This window comes from Paracoccus xiamenensis, assembly GCF_011308835.1.
Lineage (GTDB): Bacteria > Pseudomonadota > Alphaproteobacteria > Rhodobacterales > Rhodobacteraceae > Paracoccus > Paracoccus xiamenensis.
In genome coordinates this window covers 219,373-235,180 of the sequence record NZ_JAAOHY010000001.1, presented here as the reverse complement: position 1 = coordinate 235,180, position 15,808 = coordinate 219,373, and the positions used below count along the sequence as shown (strand labels likewise).

The following is a 15,808-nucleotide window of genomic DNA, read 5'->3' as shown; positions in this document are numbered from 1 at the left end:
GCTTAGAACCCAGAGCTTAAGAAAAGGTTAACGCGCGCCCTCATCGCGCCGAAGGATCGCAAGGAAGAAGCCGTCTGAACCGCTTTCGGGCGTCCAGGATTTCCGAAACTCCTGCCTGTAATCAGCGTACTGCTGCAGGAAGCTGTCAACTTGATCGCCGTTCTCGGCGTCCAGCAACGAACAGGTCATATAGGCGATCTGCCCCCCCGGCCGGACCAATGGCGCGACTCGCGACAGGATCTCGGCCTGCACCTTGCGCAGATCATCAAGCCCCTCACGGGTCAGCCGCCATTTGGCGTCCGGCGTTCGCCGCCAGGTCCCCGAACCAGAGCAAGGCACATCGGCCACCACCAGGTCGTAATCGGCGCCCAGCCCATCGGGCGGCGACAGCGCGATGCGGACGCCGGCACGGCGGGCGCGTTCAGGCACGTCGGACATCCGCGCGGGCGCGGCATCATGGGCGGTCAGGCGCAGATCCTCGCGCGCGGCAAGCGCCAGCGATTTGCCGCCGCCGCCGGCGCAAAAATCCAACACTCGATCGCCTTTCGACAAGGGCAGCGCAGCACAGGCGAATTGCGGCGAGAGGTCCTGCAATTCGACCATCCCGTCGCGATAGGCGCCAGACCCGGCGATGCGCCTTTCGCCCGCAGTGACGCGCAAGGCGGTGGGCAAGGCGTCATGCGGCGCGGTCTCGATCCCCTCGCCCGCGAGAGCGGCACGAGCGGCCTCGACACTGGCGCGGCGGGGATTGACGCGCAGCCAGACCGGGGCGCGGGCACGCATGGCATGGGCCAGCGGCAGCGCCTCTGCGCCCAGCGAGGTCTGCCAGTCGGGCCAGATCCATTCCGGCAGGTCGGGCAGCGCCTCGGCCGCCGCAGCGTCGGTCGCGGCAAGTTCGGCGGCATTCAGCGGTTCAGGCGCGTGGCCTTGGCCGGTAAAGGTCAGCGCCGGATCCTCTCCCCGCGCGCGGATAAGGCCCAGCATCAGCCCGCGCCCGGTCAGCGCGCCGCCCAGAGCGGCAAGGCTGTCACGGCGGCGCAGCGCCTCGAAAACCAGATCTCGGATGGCGGCGCGGTCGCCCGAACCGGCGAAACGGCTGGCCCGGGCCCAGCCCAGAAGTGCGGCCTCAGCCGGGGTGCCGGATAACACCCGATCGAGCACCCCGATGGCGGCGTTAACGCGGGCGGCCGGCGTCATTGCGAACCCCCGGCGGGGCTGGCGCTGTTGATCCCCACGCGGGCGCGAACCCAGCGGCTCAGCCGGGTCTGCCCGCCGTCAATGACGGAAAACAGCGCCGGCACGAACAGCAGCGACAGCAGCGTCGACAGCAGCAGGCCGCCGATCACCGCGACGGCCATGGGCGCGCGGAACTCTCCCCCTGCGCCCGATCCGATTGCCGAGGGCACCATCCCCGCCGTCATGGCGATTGTCGTCATGATGATCGGCCGCGCCCGCTTATGGACCGCATCCAGCAACGCCACACGCTTCGGCGTGCCGGCAGACATCGAGGTAAGGGCGAATTCGACCAGCATGATGGCGTTCTTGGTCACGATACCCATGAGCATCAAAAATCCGATCAGCACCGGCAGGCTCATCCCGTAATTGAAGAAATACAGGCCGAAGATCGCCCCGCCGATGGCCAACGGCAGCGACAGCAGGATCGATATCGGAGTGATGAAGCTGTGAAACAGCAGCACCAGCACCACGAAGACCAGCATGACGCCGGCCGCCATGGCGGTGCCGAAAGCCTCGAAAATATCAGCCATGATTTCGGCATCGCCCGAGGATTCGATCTCGGTCCCCGGCGGCAGTTCGATGGTATTCTGCAACATGGTGATCTTTGCGTTGGCCGGGCCGAGCCGCGCGCCGTCAACCAGATTGGCCTTGACCGAGGTCCGGAAGCGCCGGTCATAGCGGCTGATTTCCGTCGCGCCCGCGCCATAGCCCAGATTCGCCACGGTTTCCAACGGCACCAGCCCGTTCGCGCCCGGCACGCGCAGGTTGCGCAGCACGTCCATATCCTCGCGCGCGGCCCGGTCCAGCCGCACGACGATGGGGATCTGGCTGTCACCGCTATTGTATTTCGCCAGGTTTTCTTCGGCATCGCCGATGGTGGCAATGCGCAGCGTGGTTGCCAGATCAACCGCCGAAACGCCCATCGCGGCAGCAAGATCGGGCTTTGGCGTGATGGTGATTTCGGGTCGGCGCAGGTCGGCCTGGCTGATCACGCCTTCCAACTCCGGCATCTGCGCCATCTGCTCGGCAAGTATCTGCGCCGCCTCGGCCGCGCCCGCCTCGGTATCGCCCAACACGCTGATCGAGATGTCGTTCTCGCCGGCTTCGTTCTGGAAGCTCAGCCGCATGTCGGGCATGTCCGCAAGCGCCTGCTTGACCTCTGCCTCCAATTCGAACTGGCTGCGGTCGCGGTCGCCCTTGGGGCCGTAATTGACGAACAGCTTCGCCACCGCGACATTTCTGCCGCCGCCTTCGACGAAGACAGACCGCACTTCGGGGAAGTCATCCAATGCCCGGGTCACGCGGCGGGCGGCGTCCTCGGTTTCGTGAATGGTGGCGCCGGGCGGCAATTCCACCGTCACGGTCGAGCGGCCGATATCGGTGGGCGGCATGAATTCGCTGGGCAGCAGCGTCGCCGACCAGATCGAACCTGCAAAGATCGCCAGCCCCGCCAGCAGCGTCAGTGCCCGGTGTTTCAGCGTCCAGCCGGAAACCCGCATCAGCAGGCGCATGACCATGCCGTCCTTTTCCTCGGACAGGTGGGCATCCTTGAGGAAATAGGCCGCCAGCATCGGCGTGATAATCCGCGCGACCAGCAATGACAGCAGTACCGAGACCGCGACCGTCAGCCCGAATTGCTTGAAATACTGCCCCGCGATGCCCGACATGAAGCTGACCGGGGCAAAGACCGCGACGATGGAAAAGCTGATGGCGATGACCGTGGTGCCGATCTCGGTCGCGGCTTCTTCCGACGCCTGATAGGCCGGCACGCCCATATTGATATGGCGGACGATATTCTCGATTTCCACAATGGCATCGTCCACCAGGATGCCTGTCACCAGCGTGATTCCCAGCAAGCTGATGGTGTTGAGCGTGAAGCCCAGCATATCCATGACAAAGAATGTCGGGATGATCGACAGCGGCAGCGCCAGCGCCGCGATCAGCGTCGCGCGCCAATTGCGCAGGAACAGGAAGACCACGACGATGGCGAGCGCGGCGCCTTCATACAGCGTCTCCATCGCGCGGTGAAAATTCGACTCGGTGTAAACGGTGGTGTCGTCGATCTGGTAAATCTCGATCGAGGGATAGCGGGCCTGAATCTCGGCAAGCTTTTCCTTGGTGCCATCGGCGGCAACCAGGTCGGATTCGCCGCTGGCGCGGAAGACGCCGAAAGCCACCACGGGCAACCCGTCATACAGCGCAAAGCTGCGCTCCTCTGACGCACCGTCGATGACCGTGCCAAGCTGGTCCAGCCGGATCGTCGCCCCTTCGGCAATGCGGATCGGGGTCGCGGCCAACTGGTCCAGCGTCTCGGCCGCGCCAAGCGCGCGGATGGAAAACTCGGTTCCCGCCAGATCGCCGCGGCCACCGCCAAGGTCGATATTGCGCAGCCGCAGCTGTTCCGACACGCCCGCCGCCGTCAGCCCGTGCGCCAACAGACGGTTGGGATCCAGTTCCACCTTGATCTCGCGATCCGCCCCGCCCAGCCGGCTGACCTTGCCCACCGCCTCGACCGAGGCCAGTTCGCGCGACACGATGTCGTCAACGAATTTGGACAGTTCTTCGATCGATCGGCCGTCATCGCGCACCGCATAGGTCAGGATCGGCGCGCCGGTGACATCCAGCCGCCGTACGACCGGTTCAGTCACGCTTTCAGGCAACTCGCCCCGGACCTCGGCCACCGCATCCTTGATGTCGTTGACGGCGCGGTCACTGTCGGTTTCCAGCTCGAATTCCACCACCACGGTAACGGAGCTGTCGCTCGCCGTTACCGTGGTATGGCGCACCCCTACGACCGAGGCGATGGAATCCTCCAGCGGCTGCGCCACCTGTGTTACAAGTTCCGACGGTGCCGCGCCCGGCTGCCCCAGTTGGACGGTCACGATGGGCAGGTCGATATTCGGGAACTCCGTCACCGCCAGCGTGCGGAAACTGTAAAACCCCGCGACCAGCAGGACGAGGAACAGCGCAATGGGCGGAACCGGATGGCGGATCGACCAGGTGGACAGGTTCACGGTGCGACCTCCGCCCTGGCGGCACCGCCCGGGGGCGGCTGATCGCGATCTGCCCCCGCTTCGGCGCCGGCATCCGGCGCTGTCACGGTGACCACATGGTCGCCGTCGCGGAAGAAGGCACCGGCGCGGGTGATCACCTGCTCGCCCGCCTTCAGGCCTGACAGGATCTCGCGCCGGCCCTGCCAGATGACGCCAGCGGCAACGGTGCGGGTCTCTACCGTGCCATCTGCGACCACCTGCACGACCTGACCACCGGCATCATCCAGCACCGCCGTCAGCGGCACGGTCAGCCCTTCATGGCGGTCGATGATGACCCAACCGCTGGCGAAAAGCCCCGGCCGCAGCCCATCAGAGGCGTCCAGCGTTATCCGCAGCTCACCCAACCGGGTGGCGGGGTCGACTGCGGCGGGCAGACGGCGAACCCGGCCCTCGACCTCTCCCAGGCCGGCGACGGTGGCGATGGCCGGATCGCCCAGCTTCAAGCCCTTCAGCGCGGTTTCGACCACCTCGGCCTGCCATTCGATGCTGCCGTCACTGATGATGGTGAACATCGGGTCACCCGAGGCGCTGCCCATCACGCCCAGCTGGGCGTCGCGGGCGCTGACCACGCCATCGACGGGCGAGGTCACCTCGGTCCAGTCAAGGTTCAGCCGCGCCAGATCCACCGCCGCCTCGGCCTGGGCACGCGCGGCTTCGGCCACGGCCAGCCCGTCGCGGGCCGAGGCCGCCTGCGCACGCGCCGCCGCTTCGGCCGCGATGACATCGTCAAGGGCCGCGCGCGTGGCAGAGCCCCCTTGCTGCAATTGCCGGGTACGTTTCAGCGCCGCCAGCGCCTGCGCAAAGGTCGCCTCGGCGCTGTCGATCTGGTTGCTGGCCTGCCGGACTGCGGCTTCGCTGCGCTGCGCCTCGGCTTCGGCCTGGGCCAATTGCGCCTTTACCGCCGATTGCGACAGCCGCGCCAGAACCTGCCCACGGGTCACCCGATCACCCGGTTCGACCAGCAATTCGGTCACCTCGGTCCCGGCCAGTTGAGGATAGATCAGCGCCGGCGAACGCGCGACAAGGCTGCCCGAGACCGGCACCCGCAACTCGACCGGGGTGACGCGCGCCGCCTCGACCGTGGCGGGCTGGGCGGCGCTGGCGGGTGCGGGTGCTGCGTTTTCGGCCGCGGCATCAGATGCAGCATCGGAAGCATGGGCCGGCGCGGCCAGAAGCGTCAGGGCAACAAGGGTACGAAACACGGATGGATCCTTCGACATTCGCCGCGCCAGTCTCGGGCGGCAATCGTTTCAGCAGATGCGGAATGGGCCTCTTCCAATTCTGGTCGGGCCGCAGCCTAGCGCAACCGCGCGCCCAACAAAAGCGAAAGCCTGGACGGACCAGATGTGTTAAGAATGTGTGAACGAAAGATTAATTCGCAAATAATCGCACAAAATCGCACAGAAATTCTCCTGCAAACATGCAGATTCGCTACTAGCCGTTGACGCGAGAAGGATGCAAGTTACAGTTAGGTTAACTGCTTCACGCATTTTTCATTCCAGACATGTCCCGGCCCCACCAACGCGCCAAATCACGCGATTCCAGCAAACCCGGCGCCAAGGCGAGCCGGGCGCGCCGAACACGCGAGGAGCTGCGTCAGGCCACGCTGGATGCCGCGCGCGAAATCATCACCCAGGACGGCCCCGAGGCGTTGACGGCACGGCGCCTTGCGCAGGCGGTGGGCTACACCCCGGGGACGATCTATAACCTGTTCGACAGCCTGCCCGACGTGCTTTGGCAGGTGAACCGCGACAACTTCGCCCGGATTGCAGAACTGTTCGCCGACCTGCCGGGCGATGACCCGGCCGCCCGGCTGCGGGCGCTGTGCAGGCGCTATCTCGATCTGGTCGAAGCAGAGCCAATGGTCTTCCGCGCGCTGTTCGAAGGCCCGCGCCGGTCAGAGCTGTTTCCCGAATGGTATCTGAACGCCATTGCCGACCTGCTGGCGCGCGTGGCCGAAGAGATCCGCACCCTTGCCCCCGCCATGCCGCTGGAGACCGCCAAAAGCGAAACCACCGCGCTGTTTGCCGCCATTCAGGGCATCGCGCAGCTGCGCTCCTCGGGCCGGCTGGAATTGCTGACCCCGGTTTCCGCCACCGATCTGGCCGACAGCCTTGTCACCCGCATTCTGCGCGACGCAGCCACCCAGAACGGCTAGGTTGCAACCGCTGCCGTCCGCCGTCGGAAGATACGGCGCACGATCAGGAACAGCGCCGGGATCAGGAATACCCCCAGCACCGTCGCCGCTATCATCCCGCCCATCACGCCCGAGCCGATGGCGTTCTGCGCCCCCGCACCCGCGCCAGTCGCACGTGCCAGCGGCAACACGCCCAGGATGAATGCCAGCGAGGTCATCACGATCGGTCGCAGCCGCAACCGCGCGGCGGTCAGCGTCGCATCCAGGATCGACTTGCCCTGCCCCTGCAACTCTACCGCGAATTCGACGATCAGGATGGCGTTCTTGGCCGCAAGTCCGATCGTCGCCAGCAGGCCCACCTTGAAATAGACATCATTCGACTGGCCCAGAACATCGGCCCCGATCAGTGCCCCCATCAGCCCGACCGGCACCGCCAGCATGACCGCGAAGGGAATTGTCCAGCTTTCATACAGCGCCGCCAGCGACAGGAAGACCACCAGTGCCGAAATCGCGTAAAGGAAACCTTCCTGCGACCCTGACAGCCGTTCCTGATAGGAAATGCCGGTCCAGGCGATGCCGTAGCCGCCATCAAGTTCGGCCGCCAGCGCCTCCATCCGGTCCATCGCATCGCCGGAACTGACGCCCGCCGCCGGTGACCCCGACAGCGACAGCGCGGCGGTGGCCCCGTATCGGTCCAGCGAGACAGGAACCTCGTCCCAGCTGACCGTCGAAAACGCGCCAAATGGCACCATCTCGCCGGCGCTGTTGCGCGCGCTCCAATCCGCGATGTCATCGGGCTGCATCCGGTAAGGCGCATCGCCCTGCACGATCACCGGCTTCAACTCGGTGCCAAGCTGAAAATCGTTGACCTCGGTCCCGGAATAGATGGTCGACAGCATCGCGTTAACGCTGGACAGGGTCAGGCCCAGCCGCTCGGCCCGTTCACGGTCGATATTGATGCGCAGGGCGGTCTTCTGCTGGTCCTCGGCGCCGCGTAAATTCGTCAGCTGGCCGCTTTCCTCGCCGTCCGAGACCAGCTTTTCGGCCGCCGCCACCAGCGCATCCTGACCATGGGCGCCCTGATCGACCAGATAGCCGCTGAAGCCGTCGGTGTTTCCCATCCCCATGATTGCCGGCGGCTGCATGAAGAAGATCTGCCCGCGACGGTCGCCAGCGAAGGCCATGGTCGCGCGCATGGCGATTTCGCCCGCGCCTTGCCCGTCCTGCGCCAGCCGTTCGCCATAGTCGCGCAGTTTCACGAAGACCATGGCCGAGTTCTGCGAACTGCCCGAAAAGCCGAAGCCCAATGAGCCGAATGTCCCCTCAACCCCGTCCGTTTCCTGTTCCAGCAGATAGGTCTCGACATCCTTCATCACCGCGTCGGTCTGGGCCGTGGTCGAGCCAGAGGGCAGGTTGACCATGGCCATCAGCACGCCCTGATCTTCCTCGGGCAGAAAGGATGCGGGCAGCCGCTGATAGAACAGCGCCGCCAGCGCCACCACCACGGCAAGCCCAGCCAGTGCTGCCATCGGAACTTTCAGGAAGCTGCCGAGCACGCGGATATAGCCGTTCTGGGTCCGCGCGAACCAGTTGTTGAACCAGCGCGCGGGCGCGATGCCCTCGCCTTTCCTCGGTCGCAGAAGCGAGGCGCAGAGCGCCGGCGTCAGCGTCAGCGCGAAGACCGTCGACAGCACCATGGCTGAAATGATGGTGACCGAGAACTGGCGATAGATCACCCCGGTCGCGCCGCCAAAGAAAGCCATGGGCAGGAACACCGCGCACAGAACGGCAGTGGTGCCAATCAGCGCGCCGGTGATCTGATCCATGCTGCGCTCGGTCGCCTCCAGCGGGCCGATGTCCTCATCCTCCATCATCCGCTCGACGTTTTCGACCACGATGATGGCGTCGTCGACCAGCAGGCCGATGGCCAGAACCATGGCGAACATGGTCATGGTGTTGATGGAAAATCCGGCCACCGCCAACACCCCGAAAGTACCCAGCAGCACCACCGGCACCGCCAGCGTCGGGATCAGCGTCGCGCGCCAGCTTTGCAGGAAGATCAGCATGACCAGGAAAACCAGCGCGATCGCTTCGGCAAGGGTGTGATAGACCTTCTCGATCGACAGCTCGACAAAGGGCGATGTGTCATAGGGGATTTGGATGGACACGCCTTCGGGCAGCGATCCGGCCAGCCGGTCCAGTGTCGCACGCACGCTTTCGGCGGTATCGACGGCATTGGCACCGGTGGCCAGGTTCACCCCGAACCCCGCCGCCGGCAGGCCGTTGAAGCGCGAATTGCCGCCATAGCTTTCCTGCCCGATCTCGACCCGCGCCACATCGCCCAAGCGCACGATGGCACCTTCGGCAGTGGTTTTCAGCAGGATCGCGCGAAACTCGTCGGCGGTGGTCAACTGGCTTTGCGCGGTGACATCGGCGGTGAATTGCTGGGCCTCGATCACCGGCTGATCGCCAATGGCTCCGACCGAGACATTGGTGTTCTGCACCTCGACCGCCTCGGTCACGTCAGAGGGCGTCAATGAATATTGCCGCAGCTTGGCCGGGTCCAGCCAGATCCGCATCGCATAGCCGGAACCAAAGCTGTTGACGCTGCCGACGCCTTCGGTCCGTTCGATGGCATCCTGAATGCTGTTGGACATCAGATCGGCCAGTTCGGTCGCGTCACGGCTGCCATCGTCGCTGACCAACGCCCCGATCATCAGGATGGACGAGGTTGAACGCGAAACCCGCACGCCCTGTTGTTGAACCACCGTGGGCAATTGGCTGGTGATGCCGGAAACCTGGTTCTGGACCCGGATCTGGGCGTCCTCGCCATCCTCGTTCTGTTCGAACACGACCGAGATCGAGGCCGATCCCCGCGACGAGGACGAGGTCATATAGACCATCCCGTCAAGCCCGGTCATCGCATCCTCGATCACCGAGGTGACGCTGTTCTGCACCGCCTCTGCCGACGCGCCGGTATAGGTGGCGCTGATGCGTACAGTGGGCGGCGCGACCTCGGGATATTGCGAGACCGGCAGTTGCGTCATGCCCAGCGCGCCCAGCAGCATGGTCACGATGGCGATGACCCAGGCGAAGACCGGGCGGCGAATGAAGAAACGCGACATGGTTACTGCCCCGCTGCGGCGGGAGCGGTGGCGGCGGCGTCTTCCGAAGCCGCGGCATCTGCCGCCGTGCTTTCGGGGGCCGCCCCCTCTGCAGTCTGGACGATGCCGCCGGTTGCGACGGTGACGGCGACCGGTGCGACCTCGATGCCGTCGCGCAGGTTGTCGCGATTGTCGACGATCAGGACCGCGCCGGCATCAAGCCCGCGCGGGATGATCCAGGCGGAATCGGTGGTGCCGGTCGGTTCGACCCTGCGGGCCACGGCCTTGCCACCTTCGACCAGATAGACCTGCACCGTTCCGTCGGCCTGCGCCGTCCCCGCGATCTGCGGCACCAGCACCGCCTGTATCGTGCCAAAGGTCAGCTCTGCCTGCACGAACATCCCCGGCAGCACCTCGCGGTCCGGGTTGGCGATCTCGACCCGGACGTTGAAGGTGCCGGTGCTGGTCGAGACCTGCTCGCCCACCGAAATCACCTGACCCTCACCGCTCAGCGCCTCGCCATTTTCCAGGATCAGCTGCACGCCAAGATTGTCGCCGGGCTGCAGGGTGCCACTGCTGAACATCGCCCGCAGGCGCAGCATCTGCGCGCTGGTATCGGCCAGATCGGCATAGATTGGGTCAAGCTTCGTCACCGTCGCCAATTCGTCCGACTGCCCGCTGGTCACCAGATCCCCGACCGAGACCTCGGGGACCGAGGCCTGCCCGTCGATCGGGCTTTTGATGGTGGCATTATTCAGGTTGAACTGGGCGGTCTTCACCTCGGCCTCGGCCACGGCGACAGCGGCCTCTGCCTGCAAAAGCGTGCTGCGCGCGCTGTCGGATTCGGCCTGAGTGACGCCGCGCCCGGCCAGCGCGCCGTAACGGTCGGCATTGGCCTGCGCTTCGTCACGGGCGGCATTGGCACTTGCCAGATTGGCCTCGGCCACCGCCAGGGCTGCCTGATAGCTGGTGGCGTCGACCTGGAACATCGGATCCCCCACCTTCAGCGCCTGCGAGGGCTTGTACAGGATCTCTTGCACCACGCCCCCGACCTGCGGCCGGATCTGCGCATCCTCGCTGGCGACCGCCACCCCGGCGAGGTTCAGCCGCAGCGGCACCCGCTCAACCGCAAGGGTGATCGTCCCCACCGAAAGCGCCTGCGGCGTCTCGCCCCCCGGCGGAGGCATCTGCGCATGACCAGCGGTGATCGGGGTAAGGGCCAGAAACGCAGCCAGCGCGGTCGACGGAAAACGGGGCATGTCAAATCCTGCACGAATAAACGTCACTGCAGGCAGCATGGCGGGGATTCAGCGCAAGGTAAATCCGGCGCAACGCGGCATCAGGGTTGCACCAGCGGCAACTCGCGGCCCGCACCGAGGAGTGCCCAATGCGCGCGGATCTGCGCAATCACGCATTTTGCATACGAACACCAGCAGATGGTTGTTGCCGTCGCCCAGACAGCACTGGCGTTCACCCTGTGCGACGGTCAGCACGCACCCTGACGCTGCCCGTCAGACGAAGATGATGTCATCGGCCATCAGGTCGGCATTCGTCACGCCCGCCACCCGCACATAGCTTCCGGAGCCGAATTCCAGCAACATGTCGCCGCGCAGATACCGCACACCGTCAAGCAGTTCATCCACCGTGGCGTCCTGCAAGCCCAGCGCGTCGCGATCCAGCCACAACTCATCGCGGTTGTCCGTAAAGTCGAGGATGATCATCCGGCCGCCCTGAAAGACGAACTCGTCCGCGCCTACGCCGCCGGTGATGGTGTCCTTGCCAGCATCGACATAGAAACGGTCATTACCGTTTCGCCCGTTCAGGACGTCATGGCCAGCGCCACCATACAACACGTCGTCGCCTGGACCGCCATACAGCCGGTCATTGCCCACACCGCCCTTCAATACGTCATCGCCGTATTCACCAAACAGCTGGTCGTTGCTGCCGCGCCCCTCCAGCAGGTCATTTCCAGAACCGCCAGTCAGCGCGTTGCGCAGGTTGTTGCCATACAGAAAGTCATCGGCTCGGCCCGAGGCGAGATTTTCGATCCCGCTCATGCTGTCGCCGGCGGCGCTACCCGTGTTGAGCCCCGGATTCAACATATCTACACGAACCGCGCCCCCGAAATAGGCCGTATCCGACCCCGCGCCACCGATCAGGCGATCGCGGCCGGGGCCGCCGTTCAGCCAGTCGTCGCCGGCACCACCATACAGCCGGTCATTACCTGAACCGCCCGCCAGACGATCATCACCGCCCTCGCCATAGATCCGGTCATTGCCTGCATGGCCATAAAGTTTGTTCTTGGCGCCCTGCCCCTCGATCAGGTCATTCGCCCGCGAACCTCTGACACCTTCGATGATGGTCGCGCCCTCGATCTGGATATTGCCGCGCAGCCCGAATGCCGAACTGATGGCGCCCGGTGTCAGGTCGATATCGACGGCCTCTGACGATCCGCTGAAATTCAGGGTGTCCAGCCCGGAACTGTCCATGATCGTCAGCGCGAACGGCGTCTGCAGTTCGTCGCTGGCGATCAGGCGACCAATGCGGCCATGAATGCCGGTGGCATTGGTGTCCCAGAAATATGTGGTATTACCGGCCCCTGCCGTGGGTTCGAGATTATAGAGCCGCTGGATACCGGCAATATCGCCCGGCATCGGCGTCAGCAGGTAAGCGTACGAGGCGTTGACGGCCGTATTCTCCTCCTGCGAGAAATAGGACATGACCGAGATCTGCCAGCTGTCATTGTCGTAGTGATTGTCGACGCCATAGGTGCCGTAGAAATTGTACTGGCCAGAATGGCCCAGGCCAAGCGCGTGGCCGATTTCATGAAGCCAGGTCTGATAGGTATAGCTGCCGAATTTCGAACCGAATTCTGCGGTATAATCAGGCCCGACCAGCACGGTTGGATAATATCCGTACACGCCACCTTCGAACTTGAACCGGCTCCAGTTCGTCTCGGCCCCATCAATGTTGTCTTCCAGCACGATATCTGCATTAGCAGCGTTGTTGATCCGAAAATTCAGCCCAAGATCCGCCCAGGCACTGATCGCCCAACGCGCAAGTTTCTGGTTCGCCGCCGTCAGGGATGACAGATCGACCGTGATCGTGCTGCCAAGGTTGACCGGCTGATCGCCTTCCCAATAATCCGTGGCCAGATATTTCCCAACCTGATCTGCCGAATACCTGCTCATGCCGAAATCCTTCAATTAATTCCGGGGGATATGCCAGAAATCCTGAGCCCGTTCCAGCAAATTCGGCATCGCTTCGGCCCGCGCGCCTTGCATCCGCCGCCCCTTGGCGTCATCTGTGGGATACTGGCAACAAAGAGCGATGATGGACAAGGTCAGCCTTCCTGAACGCCCCGGCTGGCGCGACCGTGCCGTCGAACTGGGCTTTACCTTCGCCGATATGGGCGGCGCGCCCTATTGGGATGAAAGCTCGGCCTATCGCTTCTCACTGCGTGAGATCGAGGACGGAATCGAAGACCCCTCGACCGAACTGCACGGGCTGGTGCGCGAAGCCGTGGCCACCGCGCTTGCCAGCGACGAATGGCTGACCCGCATGGCCATTCCGCCCGAGCATTGGGACTTCATCGCCGACAGCTGGAAGGATGGCGAGCCGGAACTTTATGGCCGCATGGATCTGGCCTATGACGGACAGGGTCCGGCAAAGCTGCTGGAATATAACGCAGACACGCCGACCTCGCTTTACGAATCCGCGTCTTTTCAATGGCTCTGGCTGGAAGAACAGCAGCGCCTTGGGGTGCTGTCGCCTGACACCGACCAGTTCAATGCCATACATGAAGCACTGGTGGCACGCTGGGGCGAAATCGCCGCGCCGGGCACCGATGTCCATTTCGCCGCCGACAAGAACAATCCCGAAGATTACGCCACCGTCGAGGCCCTGGCCTGGGCCGCGCGCGAGGCGGAACTGGGCGCGCATTTCACCGATCTGGCCGGGATCGGCCTGACCGAGGAAGGCCAGTTCGCCGATGACGAGGACCGGGTGATCGGCACCCTGTTCAAACTGTATCCGTGGGAAGACATGCTGCGCGACGATTTCGCGCGGCACCTCGGCCCGTCGGGCACGCGCTTCATCGAACCGCCCTGGAAGGCGGTGGTGTCGAACAAGGCGCTGCTGCCGCTGCTGTGGCGACTGTTCCCCGGCCACCCCAACCTGCTGCCCGCCTTTTTCGAGGCCGACGTGGCCGAGGCCCTGCGCGGCGGCAGCCCGGCCCCCGCCGTCTCGCGCGCCTTCGCCGCTGCCGAAGACGCGCTGCATGCCGGTTTTGTGTCCAAGCCCATCTTCTCGCGCGAGGGTGCAGGCGTTATCATCACCGAAGCGGGGCAGGAAACCGAACGCGCCCCGGACGACACCTATGACGACCACCCGCGCATCATCCAGGGGCTGGCGCGGCTGCCGGAATTCGGCGGCTTCTATCCGGTGATCGGCGCCTGGATCGTCGGCCAGACCTGCGTGGGCATGGGCCTGCGCGAAGATGCCTCGCGCATCACTCACAACCTGTCGCGCTTCAAGCCGCATTATATCGAGGGCCGAACATGACCGCTCGCATTCCCACCAAACCCGCCCGCAAGCGCTCGCGTCATGTGGCGCTGTTCCTCGCCGGCACGGCCGTTCTGGCCCTTGCCGGCTGCGAGGAGGAAAAGACCGACGCCGCCGCCTTCCCCGATCTGGAAAGCTGTGTGGCCGAGGCGCAGGGCGGCTCGCTGTTCTTCACCGAGGAAGACTGCCGTACCCAATTCGCCGCCGCCCAGCAGGAACATCTGGAAACCGCGCCGCGCTATGAATCCAAGGAGCTGTGCGAACAGGAACATGGTGCCGGCAATTGCGGCGGCGATCCGGCGGCGCAAAGCCAGCCGGGCATGGGGTCGATCTTCATGCCGCTGTTCATGGGCTATATGCTGGGCTCGATGCTGGGCGGCGGGCGCGGGGTCTTCTCGCAGCCGATGGTACGCACGGCGCAGGGTGGTTTTTCGACGCCATCGGGCAATCAGAGCTTCGCCTCGAACCGGGGCACCGGCAGGGTCGCCACCTCGACCTTCACCAAGGCCCCCACGACGATGGGCCGCCCGCCGATGACGGCGGCGCAGGTGTCGCAGCGGGGCGGGTTCGGATCGTCTGCCACCGCCCGCAGCGGCGGCGCGCGCAGCGTCGGCGGCTGATCCGGTCATCGTCCATCGGGCAGCCTGGGCTGATGTTCGCGATGGTGGCAGGGCTTATCTGGACAGGGGACGAAACCACCAGCGCAGGAAACGGTCGTCCGGGACGGCCCGCAGGATCGCCGCGATCAGCGCCGTCGCCGCGATGGCAAAGACCACCCTGCCCGCCAGCACGCCCCAGATATTCGCGCCGACCGACATGACGATGGCGGTATCTTCGATCACGCTATGGGCAAAGCCCATGAAGACGCAGGAAATGAACACCTGCCGCGGCGACACCGTTCCTGATCGCGCTTCGCGGATCAGCAGCCCGCCGCCATAGGAAATGCCCAGGAACAACCCGACCGAGGTCAGTTCTGCCGCCTCGCCCCGGATACCGGCCAGACGGAGCAGCGGGGCCAGCAGTCGCATCAGCCAGGCCATGACCCCGGTGACGCGCAGCACCTCCATCGCCCAGGACAGTGCCAGCAGAATGACCAGCATCATCGCCATGGCCTCGGCCAGTCCGATGAAAAAGCCCGGCCAGCCGCCACCGGCCGCCATCGGGATCCAGGCCGGCTGCATCGGCCCTGACAGCCAGCCGGTGGCCGCCAGAACCTGATGCAGCAGAAAGGCATAAAGCATACCGCCGCCCACGCGCAGCAGCGTGGTAATGACAAAGCCCGGTCCGGCGCGCTGGATGATCTTCTGTTCGATCGGCAAGGCATGGGCAAACAGCAGCAGCGCCGAAAAGACGGTGATGTCGCCGGTGCTGAGCGCCCCGACCGGCAGCAGCACGAAGACCATCGGCACCGCCGCCCAGATGCCCACCAGCATGCCGGTCAGCCACGGCAGGCCCAGCTCCGGCGGCAGACCAAACAGCGCCATGAGCGGGGCCAGGGCGGGTGCCACCGCCTCGATCAGGCCCAGCCGCGACAGGATCTCTGTCGCGATGGTGACCGGGATGATGATGCGCGCCAGCTCCCAGTAAATCACTAATGTCTGACGCGTCTTGTCGAGGATGGGGTGGGCCATGATCCGAATCTCCTTCCGGCGATCAGTAACCCGGGACGCGTGGCATTTGTGGTCAAATATTGCGGGCTTGTGCAATAATATTGC

The 15,808-nt window shown here is 64.8% G+C and carries 10 protein-coding genes; 3 read left to right on the top strand and 7 right to left on the bottom strand.

Annotated features, from left to right (window positions below):
- Nucleotides 1-27: 27 nt before the first annotated feature.
- From G7044_RS01200 to G7044_RS01190, 3 genes are read right to left on the bottom strand one after another with little or no spacing between them, the layout of a single operon-like run.
- Nucleotides 28-1,197: an RsmB/NOP family class I SAM-dependent RNA methyltransferase gene (locus G7044_RS01200; RefSeq protein ID WP_166324752.1), complete on the bottom strand. Its 1,170-nt coding sequence runs from the start codon at nt 1,195-1,197 to the stop codon at nt 28-30.
- Nucleotides 1,194-4,250, bottom strand: coding sequence for an efflux RND transporter permease subunit (locus tag G7044_RS01195; protein ID WP_166324749.1), 3,057 nt, complete (start codon nt 4,248-4,250; stop codon nt 1,194-1,196). Before G7044_RS01195 ends, G7044_RS01200 begins: the two co-directional genes overlap by 4 nt.
- Complete coding sequence (locus G7044_RS01190; protein ID WP_328803785.1) at nt 4,247-5,491, bottom strand: efflux RND transporter periplasmic adaptor subunit; 1,245 nt, start codon at nt 5,489-5,491, stop codon at nt 4,247-4,249. Before G7044_RS01190 ends, G7044_RS01195 begins: the two co-directional genes overlap by 4 nt.
- A gap of 302 nt (nt 5,492-5,793) precedes the next feature.
- Between G7044_RS01190 and G7044_RS01185 the strand changes: the two genes are divergently transcribed.
- Complete coding sequence (locus tag G7044_RS01185) at nt 5,794-6,447, top strand: TetR/AcrR family transcriptional regulator (RefSeq protein ID WP_166324743.1); 654 nt, start codon at nt 5,794-5,796, stop codon at nt 6,445-6,447.
- Here the strand turns inward: G7044_RS01185 and G7044_RS01180 are convergent.
- The 3 genes from G7044_RS01180 to G7044_RS01170 form a co-directional block, all read right to left on the bottom strand.
- A complete protein-coding gene (locus G7044_RS01180; protein ID WP_166324740.1) occupies nt 6,444-9,551 on the bottom strand; it encodes an efflux RND transporter permease subunit in 3,108 nt (1,035 codons plus the stop codon). The genes G7044_RS01185 and G7044_RS01180 overlap by 4 nt on opposite strands.
- A gap of 2 nt (nt 9,552-9,553) precedes the next feature.
- Complete coding sequence (locus tag G7044_RS01175; RefSeq protein ID WP_166324737.1) at nt 9,554-10,789, bottom strand: efflux RND transporter periplasmic adaptor subunit; 1,236 nt, start codon at nt 10,787-10,789, stop codon at nt 9,554-9,556.
- Nucleotides 10,790-11,041: 252 nt separating this feature from the next.
- Nucleotides 11,042-12,721, bottom strand: coding sequence for a M10 family metallopeptidase (locus G7044_RS01170; RefSeq protein ID WP_166324734.1), 1,680 nt, complete (start codon nt 12,719-12,721; stop codon nt 11,042-11,044).
- Between the two features lie 142 nt (nt 12,722-12,863).
- Between G7044_RS01170 and G7044_RS01165 the strand changes: the two genes are divergently transcribed.
- Nucleotides 12,864-14,093, top strand: coding sequence for a glutathionylspermidine synthase family protein (locus tag G7044_RS01165; protein ID WP_166327226.1), 1,230 nt, complete (start codon nt 12,864-12,866; stop codon nt 14,091-14,093).
- On the top strand, nt 14,090-14,713 hold the full coding sequence (locus G7044_RS01160; RefSeq protein WP_166324731.1) for a DUF1190 domain-containing protein: 624 nt from the start codon (nt 14,090-14,092) through the stop codon (nt 14,711-14,713). Before G7044_RS01165 ends, G7044_RS01160 begins: the two co-directional genes overlap by 4 nt.
- 54 nt (nt 14,714-14,767) lie before the next feature.
- Here G7044_RS01160 and G7044_RS01155 read toward each other — a convergent pair whose 3' ends face one another.
- The gene (locus G7044_RS01155) at nt 14,768-15,724 is read right to left on the bottom strand and encodes a nucleoside recognition domain-containing protein (RefSeq protein WP_166324728.1); all 957 of its coding nucleotides are present in this window, start codon (nt 15,722-15,724) and stop codon (nt 14,768-14,770) included.
- Nucleotides 15,725-15,808: the final 84 nt, after the last annotated feature.

Bases quoted from the DNA above. Each gene is read 5' to 3' on its own strand.
- G7044_RS01200 (WP_166324752.1), bottom strand. From the start codon at position 1,197: ATGACGCCGGCCGCCCGCGTTAACGCCGCCATCGGGGTGCTCGATCGG.
- G7044_RS01185 (WP_166324743.1), top strand. From the start codon at position 5,794: ATGTCCCGGCCCCACCAACGCGCCAAATCACGCGATTCCAGCAAACCC.
- G7044_RS01180 (WP_166324740.1), bottom strand. From the start codon at position 9,551: ATGTCGCGTTTCTTCATTCGCCGCCCGGTCTTCGCCTGGGTCATCGCC.
- G7044_RS01175 (WP_166324737.1), bottom strand. From the start codon at position 10,789: ATGCCCCGTTTTCCGTCGACCGCGCTGGCTGCGTTTCTGGCCCTTACC.
- G7044_RS01170 (WP_166324734.1), bottom strand. From the start codon at position 12,721: ATGAGCAGGTATTCGGCAGATCAGGTTGGGAAATATCTGGCCACGGAT.
- G7044_RS01165 (WP_166327226.1), top strand. From the start codon at position 12,864: ATGGACAAGGTCAGCCTTCCTGAACGCCCCGGCTGGCGCGACCGTGCC.
- G7044_RS01160 (WP_166324731.1), top strand. From the start codon at position 14,090: ATGACCGCTCGCATTCCCACCAAACCCGCCCGCAAGCGCTCGCGTCAT.
- G7044_RS01155 (WP_166324728.1), bottom strand. From the start codon at position 15,724: ATGGCCCACCCCATCCTCGACAAGACGCGTCAGACATTAGTGATTTAC.